Origin of the sequence: Nocardiopsis sp. L17-MgMaSL7 (assembly GCF_003182025.1) — a bacterium.
Taxonomy (GTDB): domain Bacteria; phylum Actinomycetota; class Actinomycetes; order Streptosporangiales; family Streptosporangiaceae; genus Nocardiopsis; species Nocardiopsis prasina.
The window spans coordinates 254,253-268,445 of record NZ_QGTF01000004.1 but is presented as its reverse complement, the minus strand read 5'-3'; the positions used below and the strand labels follow the sequence as shown (position 1 = coordinate 268,445).

Genomic DNA, 14,193 nt, shown 5'->3' with positions numbered 1-14,193 from the left:
CCCCCGGTGTCGGGTCCGATCGCGTTCCCGCCCCCAGGCACCCCCGGACGAGGAAGAGGCACCGACCCGATGGCCAAACGGCTCACCTACAGTGACGCGCTGAGGATCCTCGGCAACAGCGACTCGGAGGCACTCGACCTCGCGGAGAAGGTGGCCGACGGCGGACTTGGTCTGGTGGGAGTCCCCGACGTCTTCGGGGTGCGCGGCGCACTGGTGAGCAAGGGCCGCCAACTGTTGGAGGGACTGGGCGGCAGGCTCCGGGGCGAGAGCCGGATGTCCCGCACCGAGAAGATCCAGGCGGCCTACAAGGTACTGGTGATCACCACCTTCTTCGAAGCCGTCGAGGAGTCACTGCGGTCCATGGACGCACCCTTCTCCCTGGCCGATCTGAAGATCACCACGGAGGAGCAGTTCACGATCCTCGAGAGGGACCTCGACAACATCTGGCTCGCATCACCCACCACCAGGGTGAATGCGCCCCTCAAGGCACGTCGTGAAGTCGATGAGAAGCTCTTCTTCCAGCTGAATGATGCCTTCGTCGAGTTCGTTCTGGGTCTGGAGATCGCTGAACGGCACGGGCTGACCCCACAGAAGCACTCGATCCTGGGCAAGCTCTACGACCTCGTCCCCGGGCTCGCTTGCCGTGGCCTGAACGAGTCCCTGCTGCAACTGGGTGCCGAGGTCCCGGAATTCGGTCTGTGGCTGCACGCGGGCGAGCACGATCGAACCCGGAAGGAGATCGGCGCTGGCCTGACCGACCTGCACGCACAACTGACCAGGATGGGCTCCGCCCGTCCCGTCTCACGGCGGAGGAAGGAGCTCACGGCCTCCTACCAGGCGGTGCTCAACCGGCCGATCCTGCGTTCCGACGACGCCCCGGCCGGGCTGGTGCTCCCCTCACTCCGGGCGGGATACATCCCACCGCGCGGGCGGGTCACCGTCGCACACGAGAACAGCAGCCCCGCCAGCGATGACTGGTGGCGCGAGTTCCCCGCCCAAGACGATCTCCAGACGATCGTGGCCTCCCTGATCACACACCCACGCGCCACCGAATACCCCACGGTGATCCTGGGCCATCCCGGCGCGGGCAAGTCCAAGTTCACCGAGATGCTCGCCGCTCGATTGCCACCAGCGGACTTCCTGCCAGTTCGGGTGGAGTTGAGAACCGTCAGCCCCAATGCCCCACTGCACGTGCAGCTGGAAGAAGGTTTGGCTGCGGACCTGCACACGAACATGTCCTGGCGCGACCTCTCAGATGACGCGGACGGGGCATTGCCGGTCATCATTCTGGACGGATTCGACGAACTCCTCCAAGCGACTGGGGTCGACCGGTCCGACTACCTGGAGCGAGTTCAGGAGTTCCAGGAGAAGCAGGAGCACATGGGGCAGCCGGTGGTCGTGATCGTCACCAGCCGCACCCTGGTGGCGGACCGGACCCGGTTCCCCCCGTTGACCACGGTCATTCGGTTGGAGCCCTTCGACGACTCCCAGATCGAGCAGATGCTCCGCGTGTGGAACGAGGCCAACGCCGCCTCCTCCAAGCTGCGTCCCCTGCCGCCGGAGGCGGTGCTCCGCTACCGCGATCTCGCCGAGCAGCCCCTCCTCCTGATCATGCTGCTCTTCTACGACGCCCACGGCAACGCACTGCTCAACGCCTCGGACACCCTCTCCCACGGAGAGCTGTACGAGCGGCTGCTCACCATGTTCGCGCGGCGGGAGGTGGACAAGCACCGGCCCCACCTGGGCGGCCGGGACCTCGCCCGGGCGATCGAGGACGAGCTGCGGCGTCTGGAGGTGGCCGCGATGGCGATGTTCGCACGCGGACGCCAGAGCGTGCGCGCGGAGGAACTGGACGCGGACCTGGCCGTCCTCATGCCGGAGGCCGCCGAGACACCCGACAACGCCGACCTGCACGGTCAGATCGCTCCAGCCCATCAGGTGCTGGGACGGTTCTTCTTCGTCCACGAGGCGCGTTCCAGAACCACGGACGGCACGAACAGCGCCTTCGAGTTCCTCCACGCCACCTTCGGGGAGTATCTGGTGGCCCGCATGGTGGTGGCGGCCCTGGAGGAGCTGGTCGAGGACCGCGCCCGGGTGTCCCGTCGCCGAAGCCGGGCCCTGCACCTGGACGACGGTGAGATGTACGCGCTGGCGTCCTTCGCCGCCTACGCGGGCCGGGACAGGGTAGTGACCTTCCTGGACGAGCTCCTGAGTCGACGGCTGGAGGAGGAACCGGACCTGCGGGAGGAGTTCCGGGAACTGCTTCTCGACCTCTTCCAGGAGGCGCCCTACCCTGCGGCCAACCGCTCGTTCCCCGGGTACGAGCCCATACGGATGCCCCTCACCTCACGGGAGGCCCGCTACACAGCGAACCTCGTCACCCTCCTCATTCTGGTCAGCGAGGAGCCGGTCGCCCTGGAGAACCTCTTCCCCGACACCGGCGACCCCTGGCAGGCCTGGCGGCAGACGGTCTCTCTCTGGCGGGCCCTGCCCGCCTCCCAGTGGTTCGGCATCCTCGACATCATCAGAATGCGCCACGTCGGGTACTGGGACAGCGAGCATCCCCTCAGCATGCTCAGCCGCAACCGGGGTGAACCCATGAACCTGGGAGAGTGCGTGGGCTTCGAGCTACGCGCGGATGCTCCCGGGGACACCCCCACCACTCTCAACCCCTACGAGGTGGAGGTCCCTTACGGGACTGTGAGCTCGCGGCTGCTCAGGTCCACGGCGATGCGCGCCAACGGAACCGCCTCCCGGCTAGCCCTCCTGCTCACCCCGTACCTGCGCTACGTCTCCGACGACATCGGCACCTGGTACACGGATGGGGCAGGGAGCGCCTGGGTCGAGGCCCACGAGGTCCTGCGCCTGCGTCTGGAACCAATCGACCAGATCCCGGAGGCGATGGTTGCCGATCGCCTGCACAGCTACTCCCGCCTCATGTTCCGGGACGCACCGGACCAGGTGGTGCTCACCGTGTTGCGCCAGGCCCTGGAGGACCTGCGCTCCTGGCCCCACCACCTGAGTCCGGACTCCCGTCGGAAGCTCTCCCAGATGGTTCAGAAGGCGCTTCGGGCCCTGCGCAGGAGCACCACCACCCCACAAGGGGTCTGGGACTCCTTCCAACGGCTCCGCGGGGAACTGATGACGCTCCTGGGGAAACTGGAGAACCATCCCGGGGAGGAGCGCTGGAGCGTCACACCCTCCCTGCCCGACAACCATTCCGCGTCATCGGGACCGATCCGGCGCTCCGGGTTCCCGGGCGGCTCCGCCGGACCGGGGTAGGGCGACTCCTCCTACCCCGCCAGGGCGCGCCTGACCAACGCCGGGACCACGTCGCCGATGGGGTCGTGCAGGACCGCGGTGGCGTAGTCGTCGTACGGGGTGGGTTCGGCGTTGACGACCACCAGCGGGGCCCGCCCCATCATGGCGACGTCGCACAGCCCGGCCACCGGGTGGACGGTCAGCGAGGTGCCCACCGCCACGAAGACGTCGCACTCGCGTGCGGCCTGTGCGGCGCGTTCGATGATCTCGGGGTCCAGGCGCTGACCGAAGGAGACGGTGTCCGTCTTCTGGATTCCTCCGCACTCCGAGCAGTGCGGGTCGGACTCCTCGTCCAGGCGGGCGAGCACCTCCGAGCTGGGGGTGCGCAGTCCGCAGGACATGCACATCACCCGGAGCATGGTGCCGTGGACCTCGATGACCTCGTCCTCGGGGACCCCGGCTCGCTGGTGCAGGCCGTCGATGTTCTGGGTGACGAGCGCGTGCAGGCGCCCGGCTGCGGCCAGGTCGGCGAGGGCGAGGTGGGCGGCGTTGGGGCCGGCCTTCCAGACCTGGTGGGAGCGGCGGGCCAGCCAGGTTCGGCGGCGCACGTCCACGTCACCCATGTAGCTGTCGATGTCCGACATCGCCTCGGCGTCGGGGTCGGTGGTCCACAGCCCCTGGGGGCCACGGAAGTCCGGGATACCGGAGTCCGTGGACACTCCGGCGCCGGTCAGGACGGTGATGCGCCGCGCGGAGGCGAGCAGCTCGGCCGCGTGTTCGAACCCCTCCGGGTCGGCGAACGGCGTGGTGTCGTCGGTCATCGAGGCCATACCCCATTCTTACAGCGTCTTTGCACGGCTTTCCCCGGTCTTGGCCCAGCACGGCGCTTTCTGGACCGATCCTGCCCTTAACCTCGGGGAACGTGTGGGGCGGGTGCCGCCAGGCCCCGACCGATGCACACGAGAAGGGCAAAGGGTGCAAAAATACGACACAATCATGAAGCAGCCCTCCTACATCCTCGTGGTCAACGGGACCAAGGTGGAGCGCCCGGTGTTCATGCTCGGCGCACCCCACTCCGGGGTTCCGGTGATCGCCCGGGCCCTGGCCCGCGCGCCCGGCTTCCATCTCGGTGCCGGTTCCTCGGGCGTGCTCAACGCCGTCTACGCCGTGGCCAGGCGCCCCTCCCTCGCTCAGGAGAAGGTGTCCGGAACCGCGAGCCTGCTGCGCGAGGCCTACGCCGAGACCTGGCAGCTCACCCCCCTGACCTGTCCCAGATGCCCGGGCCCTGGTGCCCGGGTGCCCGCCAACGCCTCCGCCGAGCCGTGCGAGCACAGCGCCGCCGCCCGCCGCTACGGTGACGCCAGCCCCGACCTCCTGTACTCGGCCAGCGCCCTGTACGCCGCGTTCCCCGACGCGCGCTTCGTCCAGATCATCCGCGACGGCCGTGACGTGGTGGCGGACATGATGGAGGACGAGCGCTCCCTGGCCTGGCTCAAGCCCAGCTTCATGAAGCTGGACCACGAGTTCCCCAACCACTTCTTCGGCCTGGAGGAGGAGTCGGACCTGGACGACTTCACCGAGGGTTCGGTGGCGACCAAGTGCGCGATGCGCTGGCGGGGCGCGGTACGCATGTCCGCGACGCTGCGCCAGGAGATCGGCCCGGAACAGCTGATGACCCTGCGCTACGAGGACGTGCACGGCCAGGAGATCGAGACCTCCGAGCGGCTCCTGGAGTTCACCGGCGCCCGGGTCTCGGCCAGTGAGCTGCTGACCGACCACTCCTGGGGCGTGGGCTCGTGGCGGGAGCGACTGACCCGCAAGGACCACGGTGACGTGCACGAGGTGGCGCGTCACGAACTCTCCCGGCTGGGCTACCTCTAGGCACCCACCCCGTTCGCGGTGAGCAGGGTGTCGGCGGCCGCGCGCGCGGTCAGGGCGGCGTCGGCGACGCCCGTGACGTTGCGAGCGACGACGGCGCCCTCGTGGAGCAGGGCCAGGACGTCGCCGAGCGCCTCGGGGTCGGTGGCTCCGCCCTCGCGAACGAGGTCGGTGTACAGGTCGCGCAACCACCGCTTCTGTTCCTCGGCCACGGTGCGGCCGGGGTGTTCGGGGTCGGAGAGCTCGGCGTAGGCGTTGACCATGGCGCAGCCGCGCTGGTTCTCCTGCCGCATCCACGCGTCCAGGGCCTCGAAGGTCTCCCCGATCCGCGCACGCGGGGAGGCGGCCGGGTCCATGCGGGTGTCGAGGAAGTCGCGCCAGCGCGTGTCCCGCGCCCTCAGGTAGGCGACGACCAGCCGCTGTTTGGAGCCGAACCGGTCGTAGATGGTCTTCTTGGTGACCCCGGCGCGTTCGGCCACCAGTTCCATGCCCACCGTGTTGATCCCCCGGGTGTAGAAGAGGTCGGTCGCCACGTCCAGGACACGGCGCGCGGCGGGGGTGAGCCGCGGTTCCCTGGTGATGCCGGCCATGATGCGCTCCTTCGGTCGGTGACTACATTGTGAGTATACCGACCGGTGTGTTTACCTCTGCGGCATGGACGTCATGACCTCACGCACACGGACCCGCCCGACCGCCCGTCCCCTGATCCCCTTCCTGCTGGCCTCGGGGCTGGTGGTGATGTGGAGTTCGGGGTTCGTCGGGGCCGAGCTCGGCACCCGGCAGGCCCCGGCGACCACTCTCCTCGCCTGGCGGTTCCTCGTCGTGGGCGGGTTGCTCGTGGCCTGGTGCCTGTGGCGCGGGTCCCGGATGAGCGGCCGGGACATGGCCCTGCACGCGGTGCTCGGGCTCCTGGCACAGGCCGGGTACCTGTACGGGGTGGTGGCGGCCGCCGAAGCGGGGGTGGCCGCCGGGACGAGCGCGCTCGTCGCCGCCCTCCAACCGATGGTGGCCACCGCGCTCGCCGTCCCCCTGCTCGGTGAGCGGGTGCGCGGGCGCCAGGTCCTCGGACCGGTGGTGGGTCTGGTCGGCGTGGGCATGGTGGTCGGCTCGGACCTGCTCCGGACCGGATCCGCCCCTTGGTGGGCGTACGCTCTCCCGTTCGGAGCCATGCTCTCGCTGGTGGCCGCCACCCTCGTGGAACGCAGATCGCGCCCCGGCGGGAACGTGGTGGAGGCACTGGCCGTGCAGTGCGCGGTGAGCGCGATCCTGTTCACCGGGCTCGCCGCCTCGACGGGCACCCTGGCCCCGCCCATGACGGTGGGGTTCTGGGCCGCGGTGGCGTGGGTGGTCGTTCTGTCCACGCTGGGCGGCTACGGGCTGTACTGGATCAACCTGGCACGGACCAGCGTGGCGCGGGTGTCGGCGCTGCTCTACCTGACCCCGCCCACCACGCTCGTGTGGACCTGGCTGATGTTCGGCGACCCGGTGGGCGCGGGCGCGCTGGCCGGGATGGCGGTGTGCGTGGTGGCGGTGCTCCTGGTGCGCTCGCACGAACGCTGACCACCAGCGCGGGGCCCCGACCGTCCCCGGTCGGGGCCCCGCGCCTTCCCTGCGGTGATCAGGGCCGCGTGTCCCGGGAGAACTCCCCGGGTTCCGCGGTCGCCCGGTCGTCCGCGAAGGGGTCGTCGACCTCCTCCACGAGTTCGCGGGGACGCCCCTCGTCCAGCTCCGCGCCGTCACGCGAGTCCGGGACCACCGCCACGCACTCCAGCTCGACCTGGGCCCCCTCCTCCAGCAACTCGGTGACGCCCAGGACCGCCATCGGCGGGTAGTAGCGACCCATGTGGCGGCGGTAGACCGATCCGAGTGCCTTGAGGTTGACCCGGTAGAGGCCCACCGAGGTGGTGTAGACGCGCATGCTCACCACGTGAGCCGGTTCGGCCCCCGCCGTTCTCAGCGCTTCCACCACGTTGGCGAGCGCGTGGTCGAACTGCTGCACCAGTGAGTCACCGGTCAGTACCCCGTCGGAACGCAGGGCCATCTGGCCGCCCACGTACACGGTGCGGCCCGGGGCCACCACGAGGGCGTGCGCATAGCCCACGGGGTCGGGAAGGGAGAGCGGGTTGATGATCTCGTGCGGTGTCTGGTCCATCGGCGGACCCTCCGTCTCGCTCGGCACGCACCCGGGACTCCCCCGGTGAGAGCGTCGTCCGACATGCGGCTACCATGACCGCATGATCACTTCCGTGCTGTCCGTCCTGGCCCTGACCGCAGTGGTCGGGCTCTTCCTCGCGATCTTCGTCGGCGGTGGCGTGTACGTCGCCCGTGTGCGCCGCGACGGCATCGAGGCCACCCTGTCCGGCGCCCGCAGGCTCCGCGAGCTCCGCTAGACGACGCCGCGAGCCGCGCCGCCACCGGTCACCGGTCAGCCGCGCGGCTCAGTCGCCGTCGAAGCTGTCCGGGTCGGGGCCGAACCGGTGCTCCTGGTCGAGACCGTCGATCCGGGCCATGTCCTCGTCCGAGAGCTCGAAGTCGAAGATCTCGAAGTTGGCGTAGATGCGCTCGGGCGTCACCGACTTCGGGATGACCACGTTGCCCAGCTGGACGTGCCACCGCAGAAGCACCTGCGCCGGGGTCCGTTCGATTTCCTCGGCGATCCGCGTGATCAGCGGGTGGCGGAGCAGTTCGCCCTGCCCGAGCGGGCTCCAGGCCTCCGTGGCGATGTTGTGGTCGGAGTCGAAGGCCCGCATCTCTCCCTGGGAGAGCAGCGGGTGCAGTTCGATCTGGTTGACCATGGGGGCGATCCCGCCCTCCTTCATGACCCGCTCCAGGTGCGTGCGCTTGAAGTTGCACACACCGATGGCGCGGGCGCGGCCCTCCGCGTAGAGGCGCTCCAGCGCCTTCCAGGTGGGCACGTAGAGGTCGCGCTCGGGCAGCGGCCAGTGGATGAGGTAGAGATCCACCATGTCCAGGCCGAGCCGCTCCAGGCTGGCGTCGAAGGCGCGCAGAGCGGAGTCGTAGCCGTGGTCGGCGTTGGCGAGCTTGGTGGTGACGAACAGGTCCTCCCGCTCGAGTCCCGACCGGCGCAGCGCCTCGCCCACCCCCTCCTCGTTGCCGTACGCGGCGGCGGTGTCGATACTGCGGTAGCCCGCCGCGAGGGCGTGTGAGACCGCCTCCCCCACGGCGTCGTCGGGCACCTGCCACACGCCGAAACCCAGCTGCGGCATTTGCAGCCCGTTGTTCAGCGCGATGCCGGGAACCGTCATCGTCCTCATCCCCTGTCCTCCCCGTCCGGCCCGGCCGTTCTCCCGGCCGACCGGTGTGCCCGGCGCGCCCGGCACGCCGACGCTCGGTGTTGGAATCGTGCTCTATACCGGGCCTGTGTGCGCATACTGCCATGTCAGCGGAGGTTGACCTCAGAGGCTGCGCCGCACATGTGCACGGTTTTTACCCGGATGGCCGGTCTCGGCCGTGCGCCTGAGGGGGCGATAGGCTGCCCGCCCGCCCGGAGGACGAGGTGTCGCGCTCGGTGCGGGGCCCGCCGGAGGATCGTCGGCGCGGGACGGAGGAGGGGCATGGGCCGCGAGGAACGCGTACGGGTCAGCGCTGAGCTGGAGCGTGACCGGGCCGGGCTGGTGGAGCGGATCGTCGCCGAGGTCCACACGGAGGTGCCCGCCTACCGAGCGCTGCACGGATCCCAGCTGGCGGAGGTACGGGCCATCACCGGCTGGTTGGTCGCCCGGTCCCTGGAGCTGTGGGTGCGCGGGGACCGTCGCCTGCCTACGGAGGACGTGGAGCGGCTCCGTGGGATCGGCAGGGCACGGGCCGCCGACGGCCGTTCGATCGGCGCCGTGGTGCGGGCTCACCGGGTCGGATCGGCCGCCGCCGCGCGGTTGCTGCGCGAACAGGCGGGCGACAGGCTCGACGCGGCCGACGTGTTCGCTCTGAGCGAACTGTGGCTGGCCTCCCTCGACCAGATCTCCGAGAGCCTGGAGACGGGTCACGCCGAGGCCGCCGAACGGCTGGACGCGGATCGGGAACGTGCCCGGCGCGCGCTCCTCGACGACCTGCTGATCGGCCGCCAGGCGTCCCGGGGCGCCATCCGGGACCGGGCGCGGACCCTGGGCATCGCCCCGCCCGACCCGGCGGTGCTGGTGGTCGCCGAACCCGTGCGCGCGGAGGACGTCACGGTGGCTGCGGGGATGGAGCTGGTGGCGGAGGCCTCGCCCGCAGGAGCCGACCCCCTGGTGACCACGCGTTCGGGCCGGGCGGTCGTCCTGGCCGCACCCGAGGACGCCGAGCGGATCACACGGACCGTGCTGGCGCGGGGGTGGCGGGGCTGTGCCCTGGATCCGCGCGGGCTGGCGGACCTGTCCGCCGCGTACCGGCTGGCGGACGGGGCCGTGGAGACCGCTCCCCCGCACGCCTTCGGCGCGCACGGCCTGCTGCGCGACTCCGACGCGTGTGTGCTGTCCCTGCTCAACGGTGGCGGGGTCGCGCCGTCGACGGTGCGCCACGTGGTCCTGGGCCCGCTGCTGACCCACGACCACCGCCACCTGCTGGACACACTGAACGCCTACTTCCGTGCGGGCGCGGCCACCACGGCGGCGGAGGCGCTGCACGTCCACGCCCAGACCCTGCGGTACCGGCTGCGGCGCGTCCGGGAACTGACCGGCCACGACCCCCACCGCCCCTGGCCGAGGTTCGTCCTGGAGACCGCCTGCGCGGTGGCACCCTGAGTCCGTTCCGTGTGGTGGCGCCACGGGGGCTCCGAGGCACGGCGCCCGCATTCCGCAGCCGCGACACGGCGTGTCCGGGTGGGTAGGAAACGGGTGACCCGCATCCCTGTGGAGAGGCCGACGATGACCCGCACACCCCCCGCACTGCACGGACCCGAGTTCGAGGCGGACCCGCACCCGGCCTACCGCTGGTTGCGCGACCACGCGCCCGTCCACCGGATCGACCTGCCCGGCGGCGCCCGGGCCTGGCTGGTGACCCGCTACGACGACGCCCGGTCGGTGCTGGCCGACCCGAACATGCTCAAGGACCCCGAGCGCGCCGACGCGACCTGGTACCGGGCCGGGCTGGGGCTGCCCTTCGACCACCGCCCCAGCCTCGTGCGCAGCATGGTCAACGTGGACGCTCCCGACCACGCCCGGCTCCGGAAAGCGACCAGCGGGGCGTTCACTCCCCGCCGGGTCAGGGCGCTGCGGGAGAGCGCCGAGCGGATCACCGGTGAACTCCTGGACGCACTGACGAAGGAGGAGGCGCCGGACCTGGTGCGCGACCTGGCCTACCCGCTTCCGATCGCGATCATCTGCGACATCCTCGGGGTGCCGGAGGAGGACCGGCCCGAGTTCCACCGGCAGGCGGCGGTGATCGACTCCTCCTCCCCGGACGAGTACGAGGCGATCGGTGCGGCCACGGACTGGTTCGACGCCTATCTTGACGGGCTGGTGGCGGCGCGGCTGCGCGAGCCCTCCGACGACCTCCTGGGCGACCTGGTGGAGGCTCACCGGTCCGGTGAACTCTCCCGTCACGAGGTGACCTCGACGGCGTTCCTGCTGCTGGTGGCGGGGCACGAGACCACGGTCGCGCTGATCGGCAACATGCTCCTGCTCCTGCTGCGCGACCCCGAGGAGATGGCGCGTCTGCGCGCCGACCACGAACTCGTGGGCCCGGCGATCGAGGAGTCGCTGCGCCTGGAGAGCCCGTTGCAGAACGCGACCTGGCGCTTCCCGGGTGAGGCGACGACCGTGGGCGGGGTCCGCCTGGAGGCCGGGGAACCGGTGCTGGTGTCACTGCTGGCCGCAGGGCGCGACCCGCGGCGCTACGAGGACCCGGACGTCTTCGACCCCCGGCGCGGGGCGTCGCACCTGTCCTTCGGGTACGGGGCCCACTTCTGTGTGGGCGCGCAGTTGGCCCGGGTGGAGGCGCGGGTGGCCGTCACGGCGGTCCTGGAGAGGTTCCCGGGCCTGCGCCTGGCCGTGGACGAGGGCGAGCTGCGGTGGTGGCCGAGCATGATCATGCACGGGCTGTTCGCGCTCCCCGTGGCGTTCGACCGGGACAACTCCTGAATCCTTGCTCTGACATGGCGTGCGTTTTCTCTCCCGACAACGGTCGGTGGCCAAGACTGGCTGGCGGAGCTCTCTGTTCCACGCAGCACACCGACCCGGAGGGGGAACCCGTAGTGACCACCGCCGACCAGAGTTCGAGCCAGACACCCAAGCCGCGCAGCAGCCAGCCGTGGCTCCACCAGAGGGGTGAGGAGATCCAGAAGTTCGGGACGGTCCGTCAGCTGCCGGTCGGTCTGTCCTACGACACGCGCATGTACTCGTGTCAGCGGCTCAACCAGGTGCTGAGCGACCTCCGCATCCTGCACGACATGTACAAGAAGCACCACTGGCTGATGCGCGGGCACACCTTCTACCAGCTGCACCTGCTGATGGACAAGCACGCCGAGGAGCAGACGGCGCTGATCGACACCGTCGCGGAGCGCATCCAGACCCTGGGCGGGGTCGCGGTGGGCGACCCGAGGCACGTCGCGGAGCTGACCAGCATCCCGCGCCCGCCGAACGGTGTCGAGGAGGTCCCCGCGATGCTCTCCCGGCTCCTGGAGGCGCACGAGGCCGTCCTGGAGGACTGCCACGACGCCGCGGCGCGTGTGCAGGAGATGGGCGACGACGGCACCAACGACGTCCTGGTCTCCGACGTCATCCGCACCAACGAACTGGAGGCCTGGTTCGTGGCCGAGCACCTGGTGGACACACCGCTCGTGCACACCTGACCGGGCGCACCGTCGGACACGTGCCGGAGGGCCGGGCCCGGCGCCCGGCCCTCCGCCCGCTCGGGGACCGTGCGTCACCGAGCCGGTACGAAATCGGTACGGTGCGGGGGGAGTCGAATCGGAGAGCGGGGTAGGTACCGGGCGTCGAGCCGCGGCCCCCGGCACGCCGGGGACGTCGCCGGTGCCCGTGCTCCCGTCCCCCCGGAGGTACCCCGAGTGTCCGCTTCCATCGTCCTGCCCCAGGTCATCCGCGTGGGTGCGGGGGCCTCGGCCGAACTGGCCGGGACCCTGGACTCCCTCGGACTGTCCCGTCCGCTCCTGGTGACCGACCCCTTCATCGCCGAGCAGCCGTTCTTCCACCGACTCCTGGCCGGTCTGGAGGCGTCGGGCCTGGCCCCGGGGGTGTTCGCCGACACCGTTCCCGACCCCACGACCGCCGTGGTGGAGGAGGGGGTGCGGGCGCTGCGGGAGGGTGGCTTCGACTCCCTGGTCGGTGTGGGCGGTGGCAGCCCCATCGACACCGCCAAGGCGGTGGCCCTGTTGGGCGCGCACGGTGGCCGGATGCGCGACTACCGGGCACCGGTGGTCACCGACGCCCCCGCTCTGCCGGTGGTGGCGGTGCCGACCACGGCGGGCAGTGGTTCGGAGTGCACCCGCTACAGCATCATCACCGACTCCGACTCCGGGGAGAAGATGCTCTGCTCGGGGTTGGCGATGCTTCCCCGGGCCGCGCTGGTGGACTTCGAGCTCACGCTGGGCATGCCCCGGCGGCTGACCGCCGACACCGGGGTGGACGCCCTGACCCACGCGATCGAGGCGTACGTGAGCGCCCGGGCCAACCCGGTCTCGGACGGGTTCGCGCGCGAGGCGATGCGTACGATCTTCACCCATCTGAGGACCGCGTACGCCGATCCGGGCGACCGAACCGCCCGGGAGGCGGTGATGGTGGGCGCCACCCAGGCGGGGATGGCCTTCTCGAACTCCAGCGTCGCCCTGGTGCACGGGATGAGCCGACCTCTCGGGGCGCACTTCGGGGTGGCCCACGGGCTGTCCAACGCCATGCTCCTGCCCGCCGTGACGGAGTTCTCGATCCCCTCCGCCCCCTCCCGCTACGCCGACTGCGCCCGGGCGATGGGGCTTGCCGCGCCGGACAGCACCGACGGTGAGGCCACCGGCGCCCTGGTGTGGGAGCTGCGCCTGCTGAACCAGGAGCTGGAGGTGCCGACCCCCCGCGAGTACGGGATCGGGGTCGAGCGGTGGTGGGAGCTGGCCCCGCTGATGGCCGAGCAGGCGTTGGCCTCCGGATCGCCCGGCAACAACCCGAGGGTGCCCGTCGCCGAGGAGATCGTGGAGCTGTACCACGGGGTGTACGGCTGATCGAGGAACCGACACCCTTATTCCTACCTTTACAGTAGGGTTTTGGGGTGACTCTGCTCCTCGCCGTCCTGGCCGGTTTCTGCGTCGCCGCCGTCACCACTCCGGTGGGGATCTCCGGCGCCGTGCTGCTCCTGCCCGTCCAGCTCGGTGTGCTGGGCCTGCACGGCCCCTCGGTCAGCGCCACCAACCTGCTCTACAACGTGGTGTCCACCCCGCTCGGGCTGAGACGCCTGGCCCGCTCCGCGCGCGGCCACGGAACGGGGATGCTGGTCGCCGCGTGCGCCGCGGCGCCCTGCGCGGTCGCCGGTGCCGCCGTCCGTGTGACGTGGCTGTCGGACCCGGCGCTGTTCCGCGGCCTGCTCGCCGTGCTCATGCTGGGTGTGGGTGCCCGGCTGCTGGTCACGAGGTCGTCGCGCCCGGGGCCCGGACCGGCCCCGGGCCGGGTCCGGCGGGGTGGCGCTCCGCTCGCCCTCGCCGCCGGGGGCGCCGCGCTCCTCGGCGCCGCCGTGGGGATCGGCGGGGGTTCGGTCCTGGCCCCGCTGCTGATCGCGGTGGGCGGATGGCCCACCTCCCGCGCGGCCGTGGTGGGCCTGACCACCACCCTGGTCACCTCGGTGGTGGGGCTGGGCGCCTATGCCGTCTTCGACCAGGTGGGTTTCGGCGCCGCCCCCGCCGCCCCGGACTGGGGCGTGGGACTGGCGCTGGGGATCGGCGGTGCGCTCGGCGCGCTGGTGGGCCTGTCCCTCAGCCGCCGCCTGGGAGAGCAACCGTTGCGAGTCCTCCTCGGCGGGCTGCTGACGCTCACCGGGATCTCCTACCTGGTCGGACTGTTGGTCTGACGTCGCGTGCCGGGGGCGCGACGCCGGAGGGGCCGTGCGCCCTCGCGAACA

General features: G+C 71.0%; 13 protein-coding genes. 9 read left to right on the top strand and 4 right to left on the bottom strand.

What is annotated here, in order from left to right; all coding sequences use genetic code 11:
* The first annotated feature begins 69 nt into the window (after positions 1–69).
* Positions 70–3,282, top strand: coding sequence for an NACHT domain-containing NTPase (locus BDW27_RS09015; protein ID WP_110048966.1), 3,213 nt, complete (start codon positions 70–72; stop codon positions 3,280–3,282).
* A gap of 11 nt (positions 3,283–3,293) precedes the next feature.
* Here the strand turns inward: BDW27_RS09015 and BDW27_RS09010 are convergent, their stop codons facing one another.
* A complete protein-coding gene (locus tag BDW27_RS09010; RefSeq protein ID WP_110048965.1) occupies positions 3,294–4,091 on the bottom strand; it encodes a Sir2 family NAD-dependent protein deacetylase in 798 nt (265 codons plus the stop codon).
* 166 nt (positions 4,092–4,257) lie between these two features.
* Here BDW27_RS09010 and BDW27_RS09005 point away from each other — a divergent pair, with 166 nt between their 5' ends.
* On the top strand, positions 4,258–5,142 hold the full coding sequence (locus tag BDW27_RS09005) for a sulfotransferase (RefSeq protein WP_110048964.1): 885 nt from the start codon (positions 4,258–4,260) through the stop codon (positions 5,140–5,142).
* On the opposite strand, the gene BDW27_RS09000 is transcribed toward BDW27_RS09005, so the two are convergent.
* Positions 5,139–5,729 carry a TetR/AcrR family transcriptional regulator gene (locus BDW27_RS09000; protein ID WP_110048963.1) on the bottom strand — a complete coding sequence of 197 codons (591 nt, stop codon included), beginning with the start codon at positions 5,727–5,729 and terminating at the stop codon, positions 5,139–5,141. The genes BDW27_RS09005 and BDW27_RS09000 overlap by 4 nt on opposite strands.
* 64 nt (positions 5,730–5,793) lie before the next feature.
* Between BDW27_RS09000 and BDW27_RS08995 the strand changes: the two genes are divergently transcribed.
* Entirely contained in the window at positions 5,794–6,699 is a 906-nt protein-coding gene (locus tag BDW27_RS08995; protein ID WP_110048962.1) for a DMT family transporter, read from the top strand.
* A gap of 58 nt (positions 6,700–6,757) precedes the next feature.
* Here BDW27_RS08995 and BDW27_RS08990 read toward each other — a convergent pair whose 3' ends face one another.
* The gene (locus BDW27_RS08990) at positions 6,758–7,291 is read right to left on the bottom strand and encodes a RidA family protein (protein WP_017544713.1); all 534 of its coding nucleotides are present in this window, start codon (positions 7,289–7,291) and stop codon (positions 6,758–6,760) included.
* A gap of 82 nt (positions 7,292–7,373) precedes the next feature.
* Between BDW27_RS08990 and BDW27_RS27455 the strand changes: the two genes are divergently transcribed.
* Positions 7,374–7,529, top strand: coding sequence for a hypothetical protein (locus BDW27_RS27455; RefSeq protein WP_017544712.1), 156 nt, complete (start codon positions 7,374–7,376; stop codon positions 7,527–7,529).
* A gap of 48 nt (positions 7,530–7,577) precedes the next feature.
* Here the strand turns inward: BDW27_RS27455 and BDW27_RS08985 are convergent, their stop codons facing one another.
* Positions 7,578–8,405 carry an aldo/keto reductase gene (locus BDW27_RS08985; protein ID WP_026129282.1) on the bottom strand — a complete coding sequence of 276 codons (828 nt, stop codon included), beginning with the start codon at positions 8,403–8,405 and terminating at the stop codon, positions 7,578–7,580.
* Positions 8,406–8,714: 309 nt separating this feature from the next.
* On the opposite strand from BDW27_RS08985, the gene BDW27_RS08980 reads away from it, so the two are divergent.
* The 5 genes from BDW27_RS08980 to BDW27_RS08960 all read left to right on the top strand — a co-directional run bounded on the left by BDW27_RS08980 (position 8,715) and on the right by BDW27_RS08960 (position 14,142).
* Positions 8,715–9,878 carry a CdaR family transcriptional regulator gene (locus tag BDW27_RS08980; RefSeq protein WP_110048961.1) on the top strand — a complete coding sequence of 388 codons (1,164 nt, stop codon included), beginning with the start codon at positions 8,715–8,717 and terminating at the stop codon, positions 9,876–9,878.
* A 123-nt stretch (positions 9,879–10,001) separates the two neighbouring features.
* The gene (locus BDW27_RS08975; protein ID WP_110048960.1) at positions 10,002–11,216 is read left to right on the top strand and encodes a cytochrome P450; all 1,215 of its coding nucleotides are present in this window, start codon (positions 10,002–10,004) and stop codon (positions 11,214–11,216) included.
* A 113-nt stretch (positions 11,217–11,329) separates the two neighbouring features.
* A complete protein-coding gene (locus tag BDW27_RS08970) occupies positions 11,330–11,926 on the top strand; it encodes a Dps family protein (protein ID WP_017544708.1) in 597 nt (198 codons plus the stop codon).
* 216 nt (positions 11,927–12,142) lie between these two features.
* A complete protein-coding gene (locus tag BDW27_RS08965; protein WP_110048959.1) occupies positions 12,143–13,303 on the top strand; it encodes an iron-containing alcohol dehydrogenase in 1,161 nt (386 codons plus the stop codon).
* 47 nt (positions 13,304–13,350) lie between these two features.
* Positions 13,351–14,142, top strand: a complete 792-nt coding sequence (locus tag BDW27_RS08960) for a sulfite exporter TauE/SafE family protein (RefSeq protein ID WP_017544706.1) — start codon at positions 13,351–13,353, stop codon at positions 14,140–14,142.
* Positions 14,143–14,193: the final 51 nt, after the last annotated feature.